This window comes from Mycobacterium lacus (assembly GCF_010731535.1).
GTDB classification, from domain to species: Bacteria; Actinomycetota; Actinomycetes; order Mycobacteriales; family Mycobacteriaceae; genus Mycobacterium; species Mycobacterium lacus.
This window is the reverse complement of record NZ_AP022581.1, coordinates 2,896,216-2,916,683: the sequence shown is the minus strand read 5'-3', so window position 1 is coordinate 2,916,683 and position 20,468 is coordinate 2,896,216. Positions and strand designations below refer to the sequence as shown.

Here is a 20,468-nt window from a genome sequence, read left to right as displayed (position 1 = left end):
ACGCGCCGAGATTGCCGCCATGGCTGTCGTTCGCGCATCAAGCACGACCGTGGCCGCACTTTCGGCGAAAAGCCAGCGGCTACACTGCGCCCGTGGTGACGACGCCGCGGCCATGGCGAGACCGGCCGTCCAGGGATTATCTGTTGTTCGCCGTCTTGGTGGGTCCCAATGTCGCGCTGTTGGTGTTGTTCATCTACCGGCCGTTGGCCGACAACATCCGGCTGTCGTTTTTCGACTGGAATATCTCCGATACGAGCGCGCAGTTTGTGGGGTTGTCGAATTACGCGGAGTGGTTCACGCGTTCGGATACCCGTCAAATCGTGCTCAACACCGCGGTGTTCACCGCCGCGGCGGTGATTGGTTCGATGGTGCTGGGCCTGGTTCTGGCCACGCTGCTCGATCAACCGCTGCGGGGACGGAATCTGGTGCGTTCCACCGTGTTCGCGCCCTTTGTGATCTCGGGTGCCGCCGTCGGCCTGGCGGCCCAGTTTGTCTTCGACCCGCATTTCGGTCTGGCGCAAGACCTGTTGCACCGTGTTGGAATCGGCGTGCCCGACTTCTACCAGGACCAGCGCTGGGCGTTGTTCATGGTGACCGTGACCTACATATGGAAAAACCTCGGGTACACCTTCGTCATCTATCTGGCCGCGTTGCAAGGGGTACGCCGAGACCTGTTGGAGGCGGCCGAAATCGACGGCGCCAGCCGCTGGGCCACCTTCCGCCGAGTGCTGTTGCCCCAGCTGCGTCCGACCACCTTCTTCCTGTCGATCACGGTGCTGATCAACTCGTTGCAGGTGTTCGACATCATCAACGTCATGACGCGAGGCGGCCCGCTCGGCACCGGCACCACGACCATGGTGTATCAGGTGTACTTGGAGACCTTCAGGAATTTCCGGGCCGGTTACGGCGCCACCGTCGCCACGATCATGTTCCTGGCCTTGCTGGCCGTGACGTACTACCAGGTGCGTGTCATGGATCGGGGGCAGCGGCAGTGACCGAGGATCGGCGTCGCGGGACCGCGCGACTGCTCGGCTATGCGGCGATGTTCCTGGTTGTCGTGTTGATCGCCGGGCCGCTGGTATTCGTCTTCTTCACGTCGTTCAAGGACCAGCCCGACATCTACTCGCAACCGACCACGTGGTGGCCGCCGCGCTGGTATCCACAGAACTACCGGACGGCCACCGAGCAGATTCCATTCTGGAGGTTCCTGCGCAATTCGCTGATCATCACGTCGGTGCTGGCCGTGGTGAAGTTCGTCCTTGGTGTGCTCAGCGCGTTTGGCTTGGTGTTCGTGCGGTTTCCGGGCAAGAACGCGGTGTTCTTGTTGATCATCGCCGCGCTGATGGTGCCCAACCAGATCACCGTGATCTCGAACTACGCGTTGATCTCGCAGGTGGGCCTGCGCAATACCTTCCCCGGCATCATCGTGCCCCTCGCGGGAGTCGCATTCGGAACCTTCTTGATGCGCAACCATTTTCAGTCGCTGCCGTCCGAGGTCATCGAGGCGGCCCGGATGGATGGCGCGCGTTGGTGGCAACTTCTGCTGCGGGTCGTGTTACCGATGTCCGGGCCCACCATGGTGGCCTTCGGCATCATCACGGTGGTCAACGAATGGAACGAGTACCTTTGGCCGTTCTTGATGTCCGACGACGAATCGGTGGCGCCGCTGCCGGTGGGCCTGACCTTCCTCCAGCAAGCCGAGGGTGTGACGAACTGGGGTCCGGTGATGGCGGTGACGCTGCTGGCGATGCTGCCCATCCTGCTCATCTTCATCGCCTTGCAACGGCAGATGATCAAGGGCCTCACCTCGGGCGCGGTCAAGGGTTGACATGGACGCCCTGAGCCGACGGAGCTTCTTGGCGCTAGCGAGTGCGACCGTCGCAGCTGGCTGTGCAGGGATGGGCCGCGGCGTCTCGGTGAAGTCGGGTTCTGGACCGATCACCTTCTGGTCCAATCACCCTGGTCAATCCGGTGGGGTGGAACGAGAACTCATCGGCCGCTTCCAGCGCGAGTTCCCCGCGTTGCCGGTCAAGCTGATCGACGCCGGCAAGGACTATGACGAAGTGGCGCAGAAGTTCAACGCGGCGCTCATCGGCACCGATGTTCCCGATGTCGTTGTGTTGGACGACATTTGGTGGTTCCATTTCGCCCTCAGCGGCGTCATCGCCCCGCTCGATGACCTGTTTCGTCAAGTCGGAGTGGACACCACCGATTACGTCGACACGATGCTGGCCGACTACGAGTTCGATGGACGCCACTATGCGTTGCCCTATGCGCGCTCGACGCCGCTGTTCTACTACAACAAGGTGGCCTGGGAGCTGGCCGGCCTGCCCGACCGCGGGCCGCAAAGTTGGCAGGAATTCGACGACTGGGGTCCGCGGCTGCAGCGCGTCGTCGGCGCTGGGAAATCGGCGCACGGCTGGGCCAACGCCCAGTTGATTTCGTGGACGTTCGAAGGACCAAACTGGGCATTCGGCGGCGCCTACTCCGACGAGTGGGCCTTGAGGTTCACCGACCCGGCCACGATTGCGGCGGGCAACTTTTTCCGGGATTCGGTCCACCGCAAGGGTTACGCGGTAATCGCCAACGATGTGGCCAACGAGTTCGCCACCGGCATCCTGGCCTCCGCCGTGGCATCGACCGGCGCCCTGACCGGCATCACCGCCGCGGCTCGATTCGATGTCGGGGCGGCGCCGCTGCCCACCGGCCCCGGTGGAGCGCCCGCCTGTCCGACGGGCGGGGCGGGGCTGGCGGTTCCCGCGAAGCTGTCCGAGGAGCGGAAAGTGAACGCGCTCAAGTTCATTGCGTTCGTCACCAACCCGGCAAACACCGCCTACTTCAGCCAGCGCACCGGCTATCTGGCGGTGCGAAAATCCGCCGGCGACGACCCCAGCGAACAGGACTACCTGGCGAGCAATCCCGCCGCCCGGGTGGCGCTCGACCAGCTCCCGCACACTCGCCCGCAGGATTACGCGCGCGTGTTCCTGCCCGGCGGCGACCGCATCATCTCGGCCGGCCTGGAATCCATCGGGCTGCAGGGGGCCGACGTGACCACGACCTTCGCCGAGATCGACCGGCAACTGCAAGTCATCCTCGACCGCCAGATCAAGCGCAAGCTGGCGCGCCATGGCTAAAGTCCAGTACCGCGCGGTCACCCACCGCTATCCCGGCGCCGACGCGCCGGCCGTCGACAACCTGGACCTCGACATCGCCGACGGTGAGTTTCTGGTGCTCGTCGGTCCTTCGGGTTGCGGCAAGTCCACCGTCCTTCGCCTCTTGGCTGGGCTGGAATCCGTTGAGCGTGGCCATATCACGATCGGTGATCAGGATGTGACGCACCTTCCGCCGCGGGCTCGCGACGTCGCGATGGTGTTCCAGAACTACGCGCTGTACCCGAACATGACGGTGGCCGCCAACATGGGGTTCGCGCTGCGAAACGCCGGCGCATCGCGCGCCGAGACCCGACAGCGCGTGCTCGAAGTCGCCACCATGCTGGAACTGACCGAGCTGCTTGACCGCAAGCCTTCGAAACTGTCCGGTGGGCAGCGCCAACGGGTGGCGATGGGACGTGCGATCGTGCGGCGGCCCCGGGTGTTCTGCATGGATGAGCCGCTGTCGAATCTGGATGCCAAGCTGCGGGTGAGCACCCGATCGCAGATCTCGGAATTGCAGCGCAGGCTCGGCACCACCACCGTGTACGTCACCCACGATCAGGTGGAGGCGATGACGATGGGTGACCGGGTCGCAGTGCTCAAAGATGGTGTGCTGCAACAGGTCGACGTTCCTCGAGCGCTGTACGACAACCCGGTCAACACGTTTGTCGCGACCTTCATCGGGGCGCCGGCGATGAACCTCATCGACGCGGCGGTGGCCGACGGCGTCGTGAAATCACCCGACCTGTCGATACCGGTTCCCCGCGGAGTGGTTGGCCGTGTGCTGGTCGGTGTTCGGCCGGAGTCGTGGGACGTGGTGCCGGCGGGCACACCGGGAGCGTTGACCGTTCGCGTCGAGCTGGTCGAAGAGCTTGGCTTCGAATCGTTCGTCTACGCAACGCCCGTCGCGCAGGAGGGGTGGTCGTCACGCGCGCAACGGATCGTGTTCCGCGCGGACCGCCGCACCGGGGTCAGTGTGGGCGAGGCGTTGTCGATCGTGCCACACGCGGTCGAAGTGCGCTTTTTCGATGCCCAGACCGAGACCCGTATTCGTTGAGCGCTGGTTGCCCGGCGCGGGTAGTCCGTTAATAGGTCAGCGCGAATTCTTGATCGATCCGCACGCCCAGTGCGGGCTGCGCCGGGCCAACGGCGGACCTGCTCGACCGCGTCAGCGGGCATTGCCAGCCGCGGCGCGGCACCCATCCTCGTGGAGCCGAAGCTGACGGCATCCGGGGGCTGCGAGCCGATCGGCGCCGGCTGCGGTGACGGGTCGCCGCCCCCCGGTCAGCCGACCGCGCCGGGCGCTCCGGGTGCCCCCGTCACGCCTGATGCCCCGGATTTGCCGGCGGCACCGGCGCTCCCCGGGATGGACCCCGCGCCGGCCGCGCCGCCGAGGCCGCCCACGGCACCCGAGCCGGCGCCACCGCCGGCTCCGCCTGCCCCACCGGCGCCCGGGTTGCCCGCGCTGTCGAACAGTCCGCCCCTGCCGCCGGCGCCGCCGTTGCCACCCGCTCCACCGGAACCGCCATCACCGCCATCACCGCCCGCGCCTCCGTCCCCGCCATCGCCGCCGGAGCCTGAAGCGCTGGTGACGTCGCCGCCCGCACCGCCAGCACCCCCGATGCCGCCATTTGCGCCGAGGCCGCCGGCCCCACCGGCACCCCCGGCCCCACCGGCACCCCCAACCCCGAACAGCAACCCGCCATTACCCCCGGCCCCACCGGCCCCGCCGGTGCTGCCGGCCCCGCCGGCGGCGCCAGCGCCCCCGGCCCCACCGGGCCCACCGTTCCCGCCGATGGCGGCGCCGGCAGGAGCGTTGGCGAAGCCACCGGCCCCGCCGGCCCCACCGGCCCCACCGACCCCACCGGCACCCCCGGCCCCGCCGACACCCCCGGTGGCGGAGCCAAAGCTGGCGATGGCGGCCCCGCCGCCGGTTCCGCCCGCCCCGCCGCTGGCCCCGCCGCCGCCATCACCGCCGGCACCGCCGGCGCCGCCGATGGCGGTGCTGCCGCCGCCGGTGGCGCCGGCGTCGCCACCGGCACCGCCCGTCCCGCCGGGTGCGCCGCCGCCGGGCGCGTCGCCGCCGTCGCCACCGGCACCGCCGTCCCCGCCGGTGACGCTTCCGCTGGACATGCCCGAGCCACCGTCGCCGCCGGCGCCGCCGGCCTGCCCGGCGGATGCGCCGGCGGTTCCCGCGCCGCCGTGGCCGCCATTGCCGCTGGGATTGTTCGTGCCCGCGCTGCCCCCAGCCGCCGGCGTCACCGGGGTAGCCGGAACGGGATTGCCGTTAGCACCCGTGGCGCCGGTACCGCCGGTGCCGCCGGCACCCCCGGCGCCCCACAACCCGGCGCTGCCGCCGTCGCCGCCGGCCGCACCGATCCCGCCGTTGACCCCGGCGACCCCGGACCCTCCGGCGCCGCCGCTGCCCCCGTTTCCGAACAGCAGCCCGCCGGCGCCGCCGTGGCCGCCGCGCGCGCCGGCCCCGCCTGCCGCGCCGCGGCCGCCGTTGCCGATCAGCCCGGCGGCCCCGCCGCTTCCACCGGCCTGACCAGGATTGCCGGCGGCTCCATTACCGCCGTTGCCGAACAGAATTCCGCCGTCGCCGCCGTTGCCGCCGGGCGTCGTCGCGTTGGCGCCGTTGCCGATCAGCGGGCGCCCAATCAGCGCTTGGGTAGGCGCGTTGACCACGGCCAAAGCCTGCTGCATCGGCGATGCGTTGGCCGCCTCGGCGGCCGCGTATGACACCGCGCCCGCGGACAAGGCCTGCACGAACTGCTCATGAAACCGCGCCGCCTGGACGCTCAGTGCCTGATACGCCTGCCCGTGCGTGCTGAACAGTGCCGCGATGGCCGCTGACACCTCGTCGCCGCCGGCAGCCAGCACCACCGTCGTCGGGGCCGCCGACGCGTTGGCGACCCGATCGCCGACCCGATACTGGCTAGATCTCTGGCTGCGGCGCTCACCATCTCCGGCGCCGCGATTAGATACGACATCGGCTTTCCTCTCGCCATGGACGCTCAGCGACCTGCTACTGCGCTCGGGGTCAACCCACCGTGAACGACACAGTAATGCGGTCCAGTCCACGATCTAGCGTTTTCGCGTTAATCCAAATGATCATGGCCACGAGGAACGCGGTGACGAGTACCGTGAACGCGAACGCCGACCACTCCCACAGAGGGTGTTCGGCGTGCACCCGCGATGACCATTCCGATACATGCCAGCAGGGCATCATCAACCACAACGACCGCAACAGTGCGGCAGCCAGCGCCAACGCGCATGCCGCCGGCAGTACGACAGACCACAGCACGGTCGCCACGATGTCGGCTGTCGATCGCCGCTGCGGCGATCCCTGCGGTGAGGCCATCGCGGTCAGCGCACCTGGGAGCGTCCGCGTTGCAGCACGGCCTCTCGATTGGCCGCGATGTCGTCACCGCTGACCCGGAATTGCCTGGCCGCCATCGCCTCCAGCCACAGGCCCCCGCTGGTCTGCGACTCGTCGATCCGGTGGTAGGACGCCAGCAATGCACGCACCGCGTTCTGGTTGTTGCCGACGATGGTCGTGGCGACCCGGCGGGCGGTGGCCAAAAGTTGGTCGTGCGGTACCACCTCGGTGACCAGGCCGGCCCGCAGCGCGTCGGCGGCCGACAGGTAGTCCCCGGTGAGGCTCATCCGGCGGGCCAGGCCCACACCCACCTTCTGCGGCAGCCGCACGCTCAGCCCCAGGTGGGCAGCAGGCCCACGCGGGCATGCGTGTCGGCGAATCGTGCGTGCTCCGAGGCGATCACGATGTCGCAGTAAAGGACCAGCTCCAGCCCGCCGGTGACCGCGGCGCCGTTGATCGCGCCGATCACCGGTTTGGTCATCGCCGGCCACCGCGGTGAGATGTCCGGCAACGCTGACTGGCCGCCCAGCTCCTTGAGATCCAGTCCCGCGCAGAACACTGGGTCGGCGCCGGTGACGATGACGACGTCGACGCCGTCGTCGGCCTCGGCGTTAGCCAGGGCCCCGAAGAACCGATCGCGCAGTGCCGCGGACAGGGCATTGCGGGACTGCGGCCGGTTGAGCGTCAGGGTGCGGACCCGCTCGTTGGTTTCGATCAGCAGGATGTCCTCGGTCATGAGTTTCACCGTAGCCAGCCGCGTGCAGACCAGTAAACTGACGATATGACCAGAAATATGACCGCTACCGAGGTGAAGGCGAAGATCCTTGCGCTGCTTGACGAAGTGGCAGCCGGCGAGGAAATAGAGATCACCAAACATGGCCGCGCGATAGCCCGGCTGGTAGCAGCACCGGGTCCCACGCTCTCAAGGGTCGGTTGTCCGGGATCGCGATGACGGCCGCCGATGAAGACCAACTCTTCACCACCGGGGAATCCTGGAACGCCTCGTGACGACCTTGTTGCTCGACTCCCACGTGGTCCATTGGTGGTCGGCCGAGCCAGAGCGACTCAGCAAGGCCGCCAGCCGGGCGGTTGAACAGGCCCACGAGCTCGCGGTTGCCGCGATCACGTGGTACGAGCTGTCTTGGCTCGCGGAGCACGAACGCATCCACTTGACGATTCCGATGCGGTCCTGGCTTGAGCGGCTCGCCGAGCACGTCCGCACAATCGGCATCACTCCGTCCATCGCGGCCACCGCGGTGTCGCTTCCCTCGTCGTTCCCGGGCGATCCGGCCGACCGGTTGATCTATGCCACCGCCGTCGAGCAAGGCTGGCGCCTAGTGACCAAGGATCGGCGGCTGCGTGGTCATCGGCATCCGCGCCCGGTCACGGTCTGGTAGCCGCGGGCCGCGCCTATCGTTGGGGGCATGTGCCGGAACATCACCGAACTGCGCGGGCTCGAGCCGCCGGCGACGGCCACCGAGATCGCGGCGGCGGCGCGCCAGTACGTGCGCAAGGTCAGCGGCATCACCCACCCGTCCGGGGCCAGCGCCGGGGCGTTCGAGGCCGCGGTCGCCGAGGTCACCGCGACCACGACCTGGTTGCTGGGTGAGCTGCCACCACGGCGCCAGCCGCCGAAGACCGTACCGCCGCTGCGCCGACTGGCGGCCAGATGACGCGGGTGGCGACGACGTCCGCGCTCAAGGAGTGGAGCGCGGCCGTGCACGCCCTGCTCGACGGTCGTCAAACCATCCTGCTGCGCAAGGGCGGCATCGGAGAAAAGCGATTCGAGGTGGCGGCCCGGGAGTTCCTGTTGTTCCCGACGGTCGCGCATAGCCACGCCGAGCGGGTCCGACCCGAGCACCGCGACCTGCTGGGCCCGGCGGCCGCCGACAGCACCGACGAGTCCGTGCTGGTGCGTGCTGCGGCGAAAGTTGTTGCGGCGGTGCCGGTTAACCGGCCCGACGGTCTTGGCGCCATCGAGGATCTGCATATCTGGACGGCGGAGTCCGTGCGCGCCGACCGGCTCGACTTCCGGCCGAAGCACAAGCTGGCCGTGCTGGTGGTCTCGGCGATCCCGCTCGTCGAGCCCGTGGCGCTGACCCGCACCCCCGAGTATGCCGGTTGCACCAGTTGGGTGCAGGTTCCGGTGACGCCCAGGCTGGCGGCGCCCGTGCACGACGACGGCGCGCTAGGCCGAAGTTGCGACGGGTTCTGACGCGGAAGTGTGATGTGACCTGACGTTTCGGGTGTTGAAGCCCTGGTGTTTGTAGTCAGAATACTGGTGTGTTGTGTTGATGATCGTCGCGGTAGGTCGGTTACGATGCTTGGTATGCCGCGCAACATGGGGAAAGTCCACGTAGTCAGAGTCAAGAAGACTCATGTGGATAAGCAGGGGCGGCGGCGTGACTACGAATCGGTGTATCTGCGCCGCACGTTTCGCGACGGCGCCAAAGTGCGGAACGAGACGGTGGCCAACCTGTCGATGCTGCCGGCGGCCTCGATCACCGCGCTGGAGGCGACGCTGAAGGGGCAGGCCCTGATCCCGGCGGGCAGCGAGTTCACCAAGACCCGCTCGCTGCCGCACGGGCATGTGGCCGCGGTGTCGGCGATGGCGCATCGGCTCGGGTTTCCCGCGCTGCTGGGCCCGGCCTGCCGGTCACGCGATGTGGTGTTCGCGTTGATCATCTCGCGGGTGATCCGCCCAGCGTCCAAGCTGTCCACCCTGTCACGGTGGCCCGATACCACGTTGGGTGTCGATCTGGACGTGGCGGGGGCGTCGACCGACGAGATCTACGCGGCGATGGACTGGCTGGCGCACCGCCAAGATGCGATCGAGCGCAAACTGGCCGCCAAACACCTGAGCCCGCAAGCAAACCCGCATCGGATGGCGTTGTTTGACCTGACCAGTTCGTGGGTGACCGGGCGGTGTTGTGAGCTGGCCGCGCACGGGTATTCCCGCGACGGCAAGAAGGGCTGCGCGCAGATCGAGTACGGGGTGCTCACCGACCCCGGCGGACGGCCGGTGGCGGTGCGGGTGGTGCGCGGGGATACCGCCGACCCGGTCGCGTTCACCGAGATCGTCGCCGAACTGCCCGCCACCTTCGGCCTCACCGACCTGGTGCTGGTGGGTGATCGCGGCATGATCACCTCCGCGCGCATCGGCATGCTGCGCGAACTCAACGACAACCCCGACGCCCCAACCGATTTCGGGTGGATCACCGCGCTGCGGGCACCGGCGATCGCCAAACTCGCCCGTGACGACGGGCCACTGCAGATGACCCTGTTCGACACCCAGGACCTGGCCGAGATCGTCCACCCCGACTACCCCGACGAACGGCTCATCGCCTGCCGCAACCCGCTCTGGCGGCCGAGCGTGCCCGCAAACGCCGCGATCTACTGGACGCCACCGACAAAGAGCTCGCCCGGATCAAGGACCGGGTGGACCGCGGCACCTTGTCCGGCGCCGCCGAGATCGGCAAAGCCCTCGGCAAAGTCAGCGGAAAATACAAGGTGGACAAGCACTTTGTCACCACCATCACCGACACCAGCTTCACCTTCGCACGCAACCAGGCGGCCATCGACGCCGAAGCCGCCCTGGATGGCATCTACGTGCTACGCACCAGCGTTGACCCCGACACCTCGATGCGGCCGGCGTCGTCGCCGGCTACAAGAACCTGGCCAATATCGAACGCGACTTTCGCATCATCAAAGCCGACGACCTGGATCTGCGACCCATCTATCACCGTCTCGATCGCGCGTGCGCGCACGTGCTGATCTGCCTGCTGGCCTGCTACCTCGTCTGGCACCTACGCAAGGCCTGGGCGCCGCTGACCTTCACCGACGAAACACCACCGGCGCGCGACAACCCGGTCGCGCCCGCGCAACGCTCCGCCGCCGCCAACGCGAAAGCCTCGACAAAACACGACGCCGACGGCAACCCGCTACGCAGCTTCCGCGGCCTGCTCGACCATCTCGGCACCCTCACCCGCGACCGCATCCGCTACCACGACACCGACATCGAAATCGACAAACTCACCGAACCCACCCCCGACCAACGCCGCGCCTTCGACCTCATCGACACCACCATTCCCCTCACCATCGCCGCGTAGCCAGAACAAACACCCACCCGAACCGGCAAAACCCCAGGTAAACCCAAGAAATCACCTAACCCAACAGTCGCAACTTCGGGTTAATAGGTCAGCGCGAATTCTTGATCGATCCGCACACCCAGTCCGGGCTGCGCCGGGCCAACGGCAGACCTGCTCGACCGCGTCAGCGGGCATTGCCAGCCGCGGCGCGGCACCCATCCTCGTGGAGCCGAAGCTGACGACATCCGGGGCCTGCGAGCCGATCGGCGCCGGCTGCGGTGACGGGTCGCCGCCCGCAACCCCGGTCAGCCGACCGCGCCGGGGGCTCCGGGTGCCCCCGTCGCGCCTGATGCCCCGGATTTGCCGGCGGCACCGGCGCTCCCCGGGTTGGACCCCGCGCCGCCCGCGCCGCCGAGGCCGCCCACGGCACCCGAGCCGGCGCCACCGCCGGCTCCGCCTGCCCCACCGGCGCCCGGGTTGCCCGCGCTCCCGAACAGTCCGCCCCTGCCGCCGGCGCCGCCGTTGCCACCCGCTCCACCGGAACCGCCATCACCGCCATCACCGCCCGCGCCTCCGTCCCCGCCATCGCCGCCGGAGCCTGAAGCGCTGGTGACGTCGCCGCCCGCACCGCCAGCACCCCCGATGCCGCCATTTGCGCCGAGGCCGCCGGCCCCACCGGCACCCCCGGCCCCACCGGCACCCCCAACCCCGAACAGCAACCCGCCATTACCCCGGCCCCACCGGCCCGCCGGTGCTGCCGGCCCCGCCGGCGGCGCCAGCGCCCCCGGCCCCACCGGGCCCACCGTTCCCAGCGGTGGCGGCGCCGGCAGGAGCGTTGGCGAAGCCACCGGCCCCGCCGGCCCCACCGGCCCCACCGACCCCACCGGCACCCCCGGCCCCGCCGACACCCCCGATGGCGGAGCCAAAGCTGGCGATGGCGGCCCCGCCGCCGGCTCCGCCCGCCCGCCGCTGGCCCCGCCGCCGCCATCACCGCCGGCACCGCCGTCGCCGCCGATGGCGACGCCGGTGCCGGCACCGCCGGCGTCGCCACCGGCACCGCCCGCCCCGCCGGGTGCGCCGCCGCCGGGCGCGTCGCCGCCGTCGCCACCGGCACCGCCGTCCCCGCCGGTGACGCTTCCGCTGGACATGCCCGAGCCACCGTCGCCGCCGGCGCCGCCGGCCTGCCCGGCGGATGCGCCGGCGGTTCCCGCGCCGCCGTGGCCGCCATTGCCGCTGGGATTGTTCGTGCCCGCGCTGCCCCCAGCCGCCGGCGTCACCGGGGTAGCCGGAACGGGATTGCCGTTAGCACCCGTGGCGCCGGTACCGCCGGTGCCGCCGGCACCCCCGGCGCCCCACAACCCGGCGCTGCCGCCGTCGCCGCCGGCCGCACCGATCCCGCCGTTGACCCTGGCGACCCGGACCTCCGGCGCCGCCGCTGCCCCCGTTTCCGAACAGCAGCCCGCCGGCGCCGCCGTGGCCGCCGCGCGCGCCGGCCCCGCCTGCCGCGCCGCGGCCGCCGTTGCCGATCAGCCCGGCGGCCCCGCCGCTTCCACCGGCCTGACCAGGATTGCCGGCGGCTCCATTACCGCCGTTGCCGAACAGAATTCCGCCGTCGCCGCCGTTGCCGCCGGGCGTCGTCGCGTTGGCGCCGTTGCCGATCAGCGGGCGCCCAATCAGCGCTTGGGTAGGCGCGTTGACCACGGCCAAAGCCTGCTGCATCGGCGATGCGTTGGCCGCCTCGGCGGCCGCGTATGACACCGCGCCCGCGGACAAGGCCTGCACGAACTGCTCATGAAACCGCGCCGCCTGGACGCTCAGTGCCTGATACGCCTGCCCGTGCGTGCTGAACAGTGCCGCGATGGCCGCTGACACCTCGTCGCCGCCGGCAGCCAGCACCACCGTCGTCGGGGCCGCCGACGCGTTGGCGACCCCGATCGCCGACCCGATACTGGCTAGATCTCTGGCTGCGGCGCTCACCATCTCCGGCGCCGCGATTAGATACGACATCGGCTTTCCTCTCGCCATGGACGCTCAGCGACCTGCTACTGCGCTCGGGGTCAACCCACCGTGAACGACACAGTAATGCGGTCCAGTCCACGATCTAGCGTTTTCGCGTTAATCCAAATGATCATGGCCACGAGGAACGCGGTGACGAGTACCGTGAACGCGAACGCCGACCACTCCCACAGAGGGTGTTCGGCGTGCACCCGCGATGACCATTCCGATACATGCCAGCAGGGCATCATCAACCACAACGACCGCAACAGTGCGGCAGCCAGCGCCAACGCGCATGCCGCCGGCAGTACGACAGACCACAGCACGGTCGCCACGATGTCGGCTGTCGATCGCCGCTGCGGCGATCCCTGCGGTGAGGCCATCGCGGTCAGCGCACCTGGGAGCGTCCGCGTTGCAGCACGGCCTCTCGATTGGCCGCGATGTCGTCACCGCTGACCCGGAATTGCCTGGCCGCCATCGCCTCCAGCCACAGGCCCCCGCTGGTCTGCGACTCGTCGATCCGGTGGTAGGACGCCAGCAATGCACGCACCGCGTTCTGGTTGTTGCCGACGATGGTCGTGGCGACCCGGCGGGCGGTGGCCAAAAGTTGGTCGTGCGGTACCACCTCGGTGACCAGGCCGGCCCGCAGCGCGTCGGCGGCCGACAGGTAGTCCCCGGTGAGGCTCATCCGGCGGGCCAGGCCCACACCCACCTTCTGCGGCAGCCGCACGCTCAGCCCCCAGGTGGGCAGCAGGCCCACGCGGGCATGCGTGTCGGCGAATCGTGCGTGCTCCGAGGCGATCACGATGTCGCAGTAAAGGACCAGCTCCAGCCCGCCGGTGACCGCGGCGCCGTTGATCGCGCCGATCACCGGTTTGGTCATCGCCGGCCACCGCGGTGAGATGTCCGGCAACGCTGACTGGCCGCCCAGCTCCTTGAGATCCAGTCCCGCGCAGAACACTGGGTCGGCGCCGGTGACGATGACGACGTCGACGCCGTCGTCGGCCTCGGCGTTAGCCAGGGCCCCGAAGAACCGATCGCGCAGTGCCGCGGACAGGGCATTGCGGGACTGCGGCCGGTTGAGCGTCAGGGTGCGGACCCGCTCGTTGGTTTCGATCAGCAGGATGTCCTCGGTCATGAGTTTCACCGTAGCCAGCCGCGTGCAGACCAGTAAACTGACGATATGACCAGAAATATGACCGCTACCGAGGTGAAGGCGAAGATCCTTGCGCTGCTTGACGAAGTGGCAGCCGGCGAGGAAATAGAGATCACCAAACATGGCCGCGCGATAGCCCGGCTGGTAGCAGCACCCGGGTCCCACGCTCTCAAGGGTCGGTTGTCCGGGATCGCGATGACGGCCGCCGATGAAGACCAACTCTTCACCACCGGGGAATCCTGGAACGCCTCGTGACGACCTTGTTGCTCGACTCCCACGTGGTCCATTGGTGGTCGGCCGAGCCAGAGCGACTCAGCAAGGCCGCCAGCCGGGCGGTTGAACAGGCCCACGAGCTCGCGGTTGCCGCGATCACGTGGTACGAGCTGTCTTGGCTCGCGGAGCACGAACGCATCCACTTGACGATTCCGATGCGGTCCTGGCTTGAGCGGCTCGCCGAGCACGTCCGCACAATCGGCATCACTCCGTCCATCGCGGCCACCGCGGTGTCGCTTCCTCGTCGTTCCCGGGCGATCCGGCCGACCGGTTGATCTATGCCACCGCCGTCGAGCAAGGCTGGCGCCTAGTGACCAAGGATCGGCGGCTGCGTGGTCATCGGCATCCGCGCCCGGTCACGGTCTGGTAGCCGCGGGCCGCGCCTATCGTTGGGGGCATGTGCCGGAACATCACCGAACTGCGCGGGCTCGAGCCGCCGGCGACGGCCACCGAGATCGCGGCGGCGGCGCGCCAGTACGTGCGCAAGGTCAGCGGCATCACCCACCCGTCCGGGGCCAGCGCCGGGCGTTCGAGGCCGCGGTCGCCGAGGTCACCGCGACCACGACCTGGTTGCTGGGTGAGCTGCCACCACGGCGCCAGCCGCCGAAGACCGTACCGCCGCTGCGCCGACTGGCGGCCAGATGACGCGGGTGGCGACGACGTCCGCGCTCAGGAGTGGAGCGCGGCCGTGCACGCCCTGCTCGACGGTCGTCAAACCATCCTGCTGCGCAAGGGCGGCATCGGAGAAAAGCGATTCGAGGTGGCGGCCCGGGAGTTCCTGTTGTTCCCGACGGTCGCGCATAGCCACGCCGAGCGGGTCCGACCCGAGCACCGCGACCTGCTGGGCCCGGCGGCCGCCGACAGCACCGACGAGTCCGTGCTGGTGCGTGCTGCGGCGAAAGTTGTTGCGGCGGTGCCGGTTAACCGGCCCGACGGTCTTGGCGCCATCGAGGATCTGCATATCTGGACGGCGGAGTCCGTGCGCGCCGACCGGCTCGACTTCCGGCCGAAGCACAAGCTGGCCGTGCTGGTGGTCTCGGCGATCCCGCTCGTCGAGCCCGTGGCGCTGACCCGCACCCCCGAGTATGCCGGTTGCACCAGTTGGGTGCAGGTTCCGGTGACGCCCAGGCTGGCGGCGCCCGTGCACGACGACGGCGCGCTAGGCCGAAGTTGCCGTTCGGGTCCGCGACGCGGTGGGCTAAGGGGGGATCACCCCCGCGTTTGCGGGGAGCACCTTGTCAGCGATGTAGGCGGCTCATCCTCGCTCGGATCACCCCCGCGTTCGCGGGGAGCACGGCGGCCGCCACAGCCAGCGCGGTGCGGATCGCGGATCACCCCCGCGTTTGCGGGGAGCACCGGTGCTGTAGCCAGCCGGCCAGCCCATCTTGCGGATCACCCCCGCGTTTGCGGGGAGCACATCGCGGCGCGCACACGGTGTGACCTGATCTGGGGATCACCCCCGCGTTTGCGGGGAGCACCTGCTGAACGGGAAACGCGACGACGTCAAGGAGGGATCACCCCCGCGTTTGCGGGGAGCACTCGTCGTCACTCACTACTTCGGCGATGAGCTGGGGATCACCCCCGCGTTTGCGGGGAGCACCCACGTCGGCAACCCAATCATCGCCGCAACACCGGATCACCCCCGCGTTTGCGGGGAGCACGCGGACGGTGTGGACGTCTGGGGAGCCAGTCGAGGATCACCCCCGCGTTTGCGGGGAGCACGACCACACGCCTTGCCGCATTGCGAACAGGTAAGGATCACCCCCGCGTTTGCGGGGAGCACGGGGTCGTTCATCGCGGCGCGGCGCCGCTGTGGCGGATCACCCCCGCGTTTGCGGGGAGCACCCCTGGTCGACTGAGTCTGAACGTGCCTGGTCAGGATCACCCCCGCGTTTGCGGGGAGCACCAGCAAGCTGATTGGGTGCCCAAAGCGGATACCGGATCACCCCCGCGTTTGCGGGGAGCACAGCATGCGGCGGAGCCGTATTAGGTCGGTGAACGGATCACCCCCGCGTTTGCGGGGAGCACGCGGATGATCTGCGACTGCTGGTGCATACGGGCGGATCACCCCCGCGTTTGCGGGGAGCACTCGGTGCGCAGGTCCGGCGGGGGCCGCTTGCCAGGATCACCCCCGCGTTTGCGGGGAGCACCGCATAGATGTGTAACCTGTGCTGCACCCACCCGGATCACCCCCGCGTTTGCGGGGAGCACGTACCTGTCCGGGCACGTACATCAAATAGCCTCGGATCACCCCCGCGTTTGCGGGGAGCACGCCATGGGTCAATATTGAGAATTTCCACAATAAGGATCACCCCCGCGTTTGCGGGGAGCACAGACGCCGACCTTGACGCCGTACGCAAAGCGGCGGATCACCCCCGCGTTTGCGGGGAGCACGCCTGCCCGCCGCGCGCGAACTCGGCCATCGCCGGATCACCCCCGCGTTTGCGGGGAGCACATTCGTCCATTTCCGCATCAAGCGCGTCAAGGAGGATCACCCCCGCGTTTGCGGGGAGCACCACACCGGCTTTGATGAATTTAGTCGCATCAGGGGATCACCCCCGCGTTTGCGGGGAGCACAATTTCAGGACGCGCTGACGCAGTTCATTTTGCGGATCACCCCCGCGTTTGCGGGGAGCACGTGTTGACCTGTTTCCGAACGCGCTCGGAACCCGGGTCACCCCCGCGTTTGCGGGGAGCACTTCGGAGTCTTCTTCTGCTGCGCGCAGGGTGATGGATCACCCCCGCGTTTGCGGGGAGCACGCGGTCAAAGCGTGCCCCTTGTTGGTGGCCAACTGGATCACCCCCGCGTTTGCGGGGAGCACCAACCGCGGGTTCACCCCTGATGACGCAGGACGCGGATCACCCCCGCGTTTGCGGGGAGCACTCCCTTCCTCTCTAGCCTCTCAGACATCGATAGGGATCACCCCCGCGTTTGCGGGGAGCACTGGCCATTTTGTGGGGGTAGTCGATTGACCCGGGGATCACCCCCGCGTTTGCGGGGAGCACCCAGCAGCCTGTGCCTGTGCCTGCCCGACCTGCGGATCACCCCCGCGTTTGCGGGGAGCACCTCGCGAATCTGAGCGTGGATTGGCGTGCCTGGGGATCACCCCCGCGTTTGCGGGGAGCACGCCCGGCGACCCGCAACCCCCAGGGGTTGGCGTGTGGATCACCCCCGCGTTTGCGGGGAGCACGGAGACGCAGCAATCATGACGCAGCAGCCTGACGGATCACCCCCGCGTTTGCGGGGAGCACTCGAGGACTGCGATCGCGAGCCCGATGTCGATCGGATCACCCCCGCGTTTGCGGGGAGCACTGACTGTTGTCCCACGCGGTCACGCGGCTGCTGGGATCACCCCCGCGTTTGCGGGGAGCACCGATCAATAACCCAAGCGCCCTGCGACAACACCGGATCACCCCCGCGTTTGCGGGGAGCACGCCAGTACTAGTCACCGATACCCGCAAATACCGGGATCACCCCCGCGTTTGCGGGGAGCACCCCAACGCGCACCCACAGACATCAGAGCTCGCCGGATCACCCCCGCGTTTGCGGGGAGCACAGGCAAACTGCACTCCGTGTGTCTCGCAATTTGGGATCACCCCCGCGTTTGCGGGGAGCACTCGAAAATGGATGCAGGCCATCGTGGTTGGGGAGGATCACCCCCGCGTTTGCGGGGAGCACGTTTTCGGCTTACCTTTGACGCGGTCTAGCAGAGGATCACCCCCGCGTTTGCGGGGAGCACGCATGTGTTGGTCTGAATCGACGCTTGATCACTGAGGATCACCCCCGCGTTTGCGGGGAGCACACGGCTATCGCTCACGGATACGGGCGGGTCGGGGGATCACCCCCGCGTTTGCGGGGAGCACTCGCGGGCACACACTGACATGTGCTGACAGGCGGGATCACCCCCGCGTTTGCGGGGAGCACGGCTCCCTGTGCCCGGCCAAGAGTGGAAGTTGAGGATCACCCCCGCGTTTGCGGGGAGCACGGACCTCGATGATGCTGTGTTTCATGCTGGTCGGCATCACCCCCGCGTTTGCGGGGAGCACCGCAGCATATTCACATGTCAGTGCCACCTACAGGGATCACCCCCGCGTTTGCGGGGAGCACTTACTGGTATCAACCGGCATCGGCAGATGAATCGGATCACCCCCGCGTTTGCGGGGAGCACTCGCGCGAGGTAGTCAGCGACGGCCCGCTCAGCGGATCACCCCCGCGTTTGCGGGGAGCACCACATCAACGCAAATCGGACGGTGCGCAACGCCGGATCACCCCCGCGTTTGCGGGGAGCACCCGCCCTACTCGCGGCGGCCGATCTTGCAACACGGATCACCCCCGCGTTTGCGGGGAGCACGTGCTCCTCACGACACGAGACGTCGCCGAGCGCGGATCACCCCCGCGTTTGCGGGGAGCACGCCAGCCGGAGCAGCCGCGCGATCTTGATCATTGGATCACCCCCGCGTTTGCGGGGAGCACGTCTCCATCGGAGACACCTCCTGCCAGTACGCCGGATCACCCCCGCGTTTGCGGGGAGCACAGGTCCTCCCGCAAATCCGTCGCCATGCGTCTCGGATCACCCCCGCGTTTGCGGGGAGCACGTGCTGGCTTGACTGCTGATGAGCTTGTGGTGGTTGGATCACCCCCGCGTTTGCGGGGAGCACTCTCCGTTCAACAAAACCCACGGCTGAACGAAGGGATCACCCCCGCGTTTGCGGGGAGCACTGCTTCCTGTAATCCGAGTTCGCCCTTTTGCACGGATCACCCCCGCGTTTGCGGGGAGCACATTCCCGGTGACATGCGGCGCGTCGTTAACTTGGGATCACCCGCGCGTTTGCGGGGAGCACTGTCGTATCCGTTTGGGTTCGGCGGCAGTGGCAGGATCACCCCCGCGTTTGCGGGGAGCACAGCGTCGGCCCGGTTTCAGTTTCCGGTCATCGAGGATCACCCCCGCGTTTGCGGGGAGCACCACGATGGGCAATGTGTCAGGTATGCAACAGAAGGATCACCCCCGCGTTTGCGGGGAGCACCTGTGTTTGTACTACGCCGTCAATGACACTTTCGGATCACCCCCGCGTTTGCGGGGAGCACGCCAACGAGCTTGCAACAACAGTTCCTTGATGTGTGGATCACCCCCGCGTTTGCGGGGAGCACTCGCCAAAACCATGCGCCACCGTCGCAGCCTGCGGATCACCCCCGCGTTTGCGGGGAGCACGCACACTGGTGACATGACTACACAGCAAGCTGAGGATCACCCCCGCGTTTGCGGGGAGCACCAGGGATACCGAGCGACCTGCTGTCGGGAATCTGGATCACCCCCGCGTTTGCGGGGAGCACGCTGCGACAGGTTGTGCGGGACTGGTTCGCATCGGATCACCCCCGCGTTTGCGGGGAGCACTTTGTAGTGGGCGCGTTTTCGCGCGTTGATCGCGGATCACCCCCGCGTTTGCGGGGAGCACTCCCGTAATGCTCAGCGGAAAGGTCCGGGTGAAGGATCACCCCCGCGTTTGCGGGGAGCACCGTCCGCATGGGTCCTGCTGTTTGTAGCGACTGGGATCACCCCCGCGTTTGCGGGGAGCACTGGTCAACCGTCTGACATGTTCGGTACCCCGGAGGATCACCCCCGCGTTTGCGGGGAGCACGTTCCAATCTGCTTTAGCCGCAGTTGTTTTCGCGGATCACCCCCGCGTTTGCGGGGAGCACGGCGCGCTTGACAACTGGGTAGCCTGCGGTGTGGGATCACCCCCGCGTTTGCGGGGAGCACCCAACTATCGGTCTGGTGAACAAGCCGTTGAGCGGATCACCCCCGCGTTTGCGGGGAGCACAACGCCTGCGTCGCCTTGGACAACCGGAGCTGCGGATCACCCCCGCGTTTGCGGGGAGCACCATATCTTCTATCTGTCTGGTCCGCTGGCTCCGGGATCACCCCCGCGTTTGCGGGGAGCACTGCGAAAGAGGGGGACAATGACCGCCTCGACGAGGATCACCCCCGCGTTTGCGGGGAGCACAGACCGGGTACACGTCTTCGGTGCCACGATTGGGGATCACCCCCGCGTTTGCGGGGAGCACCTTGTGGTGTTGTTTTCTCGTCTACGCTGTATCGGATCACCCCCGCGTTTGCGGGGAGCACGCCTGTAGGGGTGATCCAGCCTAGCGAGGACCAGGATCACCCCCGCGTTTGCGGGGAGCACACCGTCACGTTCACCGCAGATGGGACGGACACCGGATCACCCCCGCGTTTGCGGGGAGCACAGTCGGTCACATCACCAAAACGCCAACTGGATAGGATCACCCCCGCGTTTGCGGGGAGCACGGCTCGATGGGGCCCGCGACCGCGTCATGGTCGGGATCACCCCCGCGTTTGCGGGGAGCACTGGTGCGTCGTTCAGTAAGGCGTTTGGTGGTGGGGATCACCCCCGCGTTTGCG

General features: G+C 68.2%; 12 protein-coding genes, 8 pseudogenes and 1 CRISPR repeat array (1 of these 21 running past the window's edge). Of the genes and pseudogenes, 13 read left to right on the top strand and 7 right to left on the bottom strand.

The window, feature by feature from the left end:
* Nucleotides 1–95: 95 nt before the first annotated feature.
* Genes G6N24_RS13440 through G6N24_RS13425 form a run of 4 tightly spaced genes read left to right on the top strand, consistent with a single transcriptional unit; the run spans nucleotide 96 to nucleotide 4,209 of the window.
* Nucleotides 96–995, top strand: coding sequence for a carbohydrate ABC transporter permease (locus G6N24_RS13440; protein ID WP_085158535.1), 900 nt, complete (start codon nucleotides 96–98; stop codon nucleotides 993–995).
* The gene (locus G6N24_RS13435) at nucleotides 992–1,828 is read left to right on the top strand and encodes a carbohydrate ABC transporter permease (RefSeq protein WP_085158519.1); all 837 of its coding nucleotides are present in this window, start codon (nucleotides 992–994) and stop codon (nucleotides 1,826–1,828) included. The genes G6N24_RS13440 and G6N24_RS13435 overlap by 4 nt, the downstream gene beginning before the upstream one ends.
* A gap of 1 nt (nucleotide 1,829) precedes the next feature.
* Complete coding sequence (locus G6N24_RS13430) at nucleotides 1,830–3,134, top strand: ABC transporter substrate-binding protein (protein ID WP_085158517.1); 1,305 nt, start codon at nucleotides 1,830–1,832, stop codon at nucleotides 3,132–3,134.
* Complete coding sequence (locus tag G6N24_RS13425) at nucleotides 3,127–4,209, top strand: ABC transporter ATP-binding protein (protein ID WP_085158515.1); 1,083 nt, start codon at nucleotides 3,127–3,129, stop codon at nucleotides 4,207–4,209. Before G6N24_RS13430 ends, G6N24_RS13425 begins: the two co-directional genes overlap by 8 nt.
* Before the next feature lie 227 nt (nucleotides 4,210–4,436).
* Here G6N24_RS13425 and G6N24_RS13420 read toward each other — a convergent pair.
* From G6N24_RS13420 to G6N24_RS13405, 3 genes and pseudogenes are all read right to left on the bottom strand, one after another.
* Nucleotides 4,437–6,145: pseudogene (locus G6N24_RS13420) on the bottom strand (PE family protein).
* A 50-nt stretch (nucleotides 6,146–6,195) separates the two neighbouring features.
* Nucleotides 6,196–6,516, bottom strand: coding sequence for a hypothetical protein (locus G6N24_RS13410; protein WP_085162426.1), 321 nt, complete (start codon nucleotides 6,514–6,516; stop codon nucleotides 6,196–6,198).
* Nucleotides 6,517–6,521: 5 nt separating this feature from the next.
* Nucleotides 6,522–7,270: pseudogene (locus G6N24_RS13405) on the bottom strand (enoyl-CoA hydratase).
* Between the two features lie 57 nt (nucleotides 7,271–7,327).
* On the opposite strand from G6N24_RS13405, the pseudogene G6N24_RS13400 reads away from it, so the two are divergent.
* The 5 genes and pseudogenes from G6N24_RS13400 (at nucleotide 7,328) to G6N24_RS26095 (ending at nucleotide 10,643) form a co-directional block, all read left to right on the top strand.
* Nucleotides 7,328–7,542 (top strand): annotated as a pseudogene (locus G6N24_RS13400) (type II toxin-antitoxin system Phd/YefM family antitoxin).
* Nucleotides 7,539–7,931: a type II toxin-antitoxin system VapC family toxin gene (locus tag G6N24_RS13395; protein WP_085162424.1), complete on the top strand. Its 393-nt coding sequence runs from the start codon at nucleotides 7,539–7,541 to the stop codon at nucleotides 7,929–7,931. The pseudogene G6N24_RS13400 and the gene G6N24_RS13395 overlap by 4 nt, the downstream one beginning before the upstream one ends.
* A gap of 27 nt (nucleotides 7,932–7,958) precedes the next feature.
* The gene (locus G6N24_RS13390; protein ID WP_085162423.1) at nucleotides 7,959–8,207 is read left to right on the top strand and encodes a DUF2277 domain-containing protein; all 249 of its coding nucleotides are present in this window, start codon (nucleotides 7,959–7,961) and stop codon (nucleotides 8,205–8,207) included.
* Nucleotides 8,204–8,749, top strand: a complete 546-nt coding sequence (locus G6N24_RS13385; RefSeq protein WP_163745507.1) for a DUF1802 family protein — start codon at nucleotides 8,204–8,206, stop codon at nucleotides 8,747–8,749. The genes G6N24_RS13390 and G6N24_RS13385 overlap by 4 nt, the downstream gene beginning before the upstream one ends.
* Before the next feature lie 114 nt (nucleotides 8,750–8,863).
* A pseudogene (locus tag G6N24_RS26095) lies at nucleotides 8,864–10,643 on the top strand (IS1634 family transposase).
* A gap of 284 nt (nucleotides 10,644–10,927) precedes the next feature.
* Here the strand turns inward: G6N24_RS26095 and G6N24_RS25865 are convergent.
* The 3 genes and pseudogenes from G6N24_RS25865 to G6N24_RS13360 all read right to left on the bottom strand — a co-directional run bounded on the left by G6N24_RS25865 (nucleotide 10,928) and on the right by G6N24_RS13360 (nucleotide 13,755).
* A pseudogene (locus tag G6N24_RS25865) lies at nucleotides 10,928–12,629 on the bottom strand (PE family protein).
* A gap of 50 nt (nucleotides 12,630–12,679) precedes the next feature.
* Nucleotides 12,680–13,000 (bottom strand): hypothetical protein, encoded by a 321-nt coding sequence (locus tag G6N24_RS13365; protein WP_085162426.1) that lies wholly within the window; start codon nucleotides 12,998–13,000, stop codon nucleotides 12,680–12,682.
* A 5-nt stretch (nucleotides 13,001–13,005) separates the two neighbouring features.
* On the bottom strand, nucleotides 13,006–13,755 hold the full coding sequence (locus G6N24_RS13360; RefSeq protein WP_085162427.1) for an enoyl-CoA hydratase: 750 nt from the start codon (nucleotides 13,753–13,755) through the stop codon (nucleotides 13,006–13,008).
* 57 nt (nucleotides 13,756–13,812) lie between these two features.
* Between G6N24_RS13360 and G6N24_RS13355 the strand changes: the two genes are divergently transcribed.
* Together G6N24_RS13355 and G6N24_RS13350 are read left to right on the top strand one after the other, a co-directional pair.
* Nucleotides 13,813–14,028 carry a type II toxin-antitoxin system Phd/YefM family antitoxin gene (locus G6N24_RS13355; RefSeq protein WP_085162425.1) on the top strand — a complete coding sequence of 72 codons (216 nt, stop codon included), beginning with the start codon at nucleotides 13,813–13,815 and terminating at the stop codon, nucleotides 14,026–14,028.
* Nucleotides 14,025–14,416 (top strand): annotated as a pseudogene (locus G6N24_RS13350) (type II toxin-antitoxin system VapC family toxin). The gene G6N24_RS13355 and the pseudogene G6N24_RS13350 overlap by 4 nt, the downstream one beginning before the upstream one ends.
* Here G6N24_RS13350 and G6N24_RS24635 read toward each other — a convergent pair.
* On the bottom strand, nucleotides 14,383–14,544 hold the full coding sequence (locus G6N24_RS24635) for a hypothetical protein (RefSeq protein ID WP_232070858.1): 162 nt from the start codon (nucleotides 14,542–14,544) through the stop codon (nucleotides 14,383–14,385). The pseudogene G6N24_RS13350 and the gene G6N24_RS24635 sit on opposite strands and share 34 nt — an antisense overlap.
* Between G6N24_RS24635 and G6N24_RS13345 the strand changes: the two are divergent.
* Together G6N24_RS13345 and G6N24_RS13340 are read left to right on the top strand one after the other, a co-directional pair.
* A pseudogene (locus tag G6N24_RS13345) lies at nucleotides 14,501–14,691 on the top strand (DUF2277 family protein). The gene G6N24_RS24635 and the pseudogene G6N24_RS13345 overlap by 44 nt on opposite strands.
* A gap of 43 nt (nucleotides 14,692–14,734) precedes the next feature.
* Nucleotides 14,735–15,248, top strand: a pseudogene (locus G6N24_RS13340) (DUF1802 family protein).
* Between the two features lie 4 nt (nucleotides 15,249–15,252).
* Nucleotides 15,253–20,468: direct repeats of the CRISPR family, unit length 28 nt; unit sequence GGATCACCCCCGCGTTTGCGGGGAGCAC (it continues 3,673 nt past the right edge of the window).